The sequence below is a fragment of the Ensifer sp. Root1252 genome (assembly GCF_001425885.1).
Lineage (GTDB): Bacteria > Pseudomonadota > Alphaproteobacteria > Rhizobiales > Rhizobiaceae > Ensifer > Ensifer canadensis.
The window spans coordinates 1-2,113 of record NZ_LMDT01000050.1; the positions used below are offsets into that span (position 1 = coordinate 1).

Genomic DNA, 2,113 nt, shown 5'->3' on the forward strand with positions numbered 1-2,113 from the left:
GTCGCCTCGCGACCCGCTTCGACCGCAACATCAAAAACTTCATGGGGGCAATCGCACTCGCAGCCGCCGTCATCTGGTGGTTGTGAGTCCGGACCCTAGACCGGGCCGGGCTTTACAAAAATCGAAGATAAACATGGTTGAGAAAGTAATGCGTTTGTTTCTTTCTCACAATATATCAGACGATATAGATGCTGAAAAGAAGTGCCTTTCGCGCAGGGCTCTACCGCGTACGCTGCTACGCTTTTCACCCGTTATCGCTCCGTCCGCATGACTTTGAAATCCCCGTTGCATCGCGAATGCCAAGGTCGTTTTGCCAGAGCCCGGCGACCCACAGAGAAGAACCGCACCACTGCGGTTTGCGAGCAAGGCCCCATGAAGCGCGGTGCACGTTCCGAGGTTCTCTATGATTTCGTCGGTTAAATGGCCCTTCAACGCGGGCACAGCTTCTCCGGGATCAAAGACCAAAGCGTTTTTCCCGGGTCCGACGATCTCGACCAGAAGCGCAGGTAGTTTCTCGCGTAGTTTGCGCGCCGCAAGGCAGCTCGCGCCCTGTACAACCAGATCCGCTTCTTGGTCTCCGACAGACGCCGCCCGCGAGAGCGCGGAGGTAACCCTGAGCCTGGCACCGGACATCGTCACCGGGACGAAGTCTCATCGAGCGCACCACGAGATCGGTTGTTTGAACAGTCTCGCCGACCTCTTCATCATCGAATCTTGGCAGCATTAGGAGAAATACAGGCTCTGCCTGCAGAGAAGCGTCGACCTACCTCGGACGGGAATTTGCGGGCTATTGTCCCACATCATCCACCACTGCTGCGAGCACACGCGCATTCTCGCCAAATAGTAAAGATCGAATGTTCTCGGTTCGTGCTTCGTTGACGAGATCGCCGAGGCCGCGCGTTTCACTCTTCGCGACGCTACCGGATATGTCATGCAGTTGCACTACATTGATGCTTTGGGAAGGAGATATGTGATGGCTGCAAATGCACTCGTCCAGACGCGGATTGATGCTGATATTAAGGACCGCGCCACGGCCGTCCTACAGAACATGGGGTTGACCGTCTCGGATGCTGTTGGAATCCTTCTAACTCGGACGGCGAACGAAGGCTCACTACCGCTGGAAATGGTTGGTAGCAGTGACGCCCACGATGCCTGGTTCCGCGCCAAGGTGTTGCAGGCTCTCGAGGACACGCGACCCGATGTCGAGGATGCTGATGTTGAGGCTCGCTTCCGCGAGCGCCGGGCGACAGCTCTGCACAAGGCAGGGGCTGGCGATCGATGAGGCTTGTCTGGGCACCGCCGACGCTCTTGCTGATGTCGTCGGCAACCGTCGAGAAGTAACCGCTATATCCCGGCAGCTCGCGATCGAGGAGTGTATTGCGCTGATCTCGCAATCGATCGTCAATCGATGCCGACCGAGTGGGCGCGCTATTTCATTGATCGGCACCTTGCGTTCGACAAAATGGTGTGGGCGACGTCGCCGTGACACCGCAAAGGGTGCGCGGCTGCGCTCTTGGCTTGACGACCGCGGTGGCGCGTGAGCCGGAATGATGGGCGAGGGATATTCGAGCGTCGCCTCGTGCCGACGCATCGAATATCCCAACGGCTGCCACCGTGCGCCAGTCTTTAAACTTCCATCGCTGCGCGCGCCATTCCCCAAACGAGTTATGCCGACCGAACCGCAGCCGCGGCTGCGGAAAACTTCAAAAGCCCGATGAAGAGGCGGTGAGCCGTCACTTTGCTGTTGCTCCTTTAGCTCGAAGCCTTCTACCGCACCGGTTCTACGAAGGGACCCAAGTGGCCCAGCCAGAAAGGCGTTCTGGATGTGGCCAAGGCACCGCATGACCTCAGCCAGGCTTGCGACTGCACCCTCACGACGAAGCCCGTAACATCTTTCTGACCTTGCGCGAGAGTTCATCAAGGGTCGCCATAAGCCGGCTCATCTGTGAGATCGAGGCCGTCAGGTCTGGACGGTACCGGATGACGAGATACTCTCTGTTTGAGGAGAGACTGGCCAGGTGCTCCGCCGTGCGCCTGCGCAGAACGAGGCCGGCGTCCACTGCTCTTCGTGTCCGCTCGCCAAGATCGAGCTGCAAACCGTCAACAGTGTCGC

The 2,113-nt window shown here is 58.4% G+C and carries 1 protein-coding gene and 2 pseudogenes; 1 reads left to right on the forward strand and 2 read right to left on the reverse strand.

Going from position 1 to position 2,113, the window contains the following annotated elements:
* The first annotated feature begins 973 nt into the window (after positions 1-973).
* Positions 974-1,282 (forward strand): type II toxin-antitoxin system RelB/DinJ family antitoxin, encoded by a 309-nt coding sequence (locus ASD02_RS31905; protein ID WP_057205573.1) that lies wholly within the window; start codon positions 974-976, stop codon positions 1,280-1,282.
* Positions 1,283-1,296: 14 nt separating this feature from the next.
* Here ASD02_RS31905 and ASD02_RS40145 read toward each other — a convergent pair.
* Positions 1,297-1,549: pseudogene (locus tag ASD02_RS40145) on the reverse strand (hypothetical protein); the annotation flags it as partial.
* A gap of 322 nt (positions 1,550-1,871) precedes the next feature.
* Positions 1,872-2,113, reverse strand: a pseudogene (locus ASD02_RS39445) (hypothetical protein); the annotation flags it as partial.

What these genes read in the sequence shown, in the direction of transcription:
- ASD02_RS31905 (WP_057205573.1), top strand. Translation starts at nt 974, where the DNA reads ATGGCTGCAAATGCACTCGTCCAGACGCGGATTGATGCTGATATTAAG.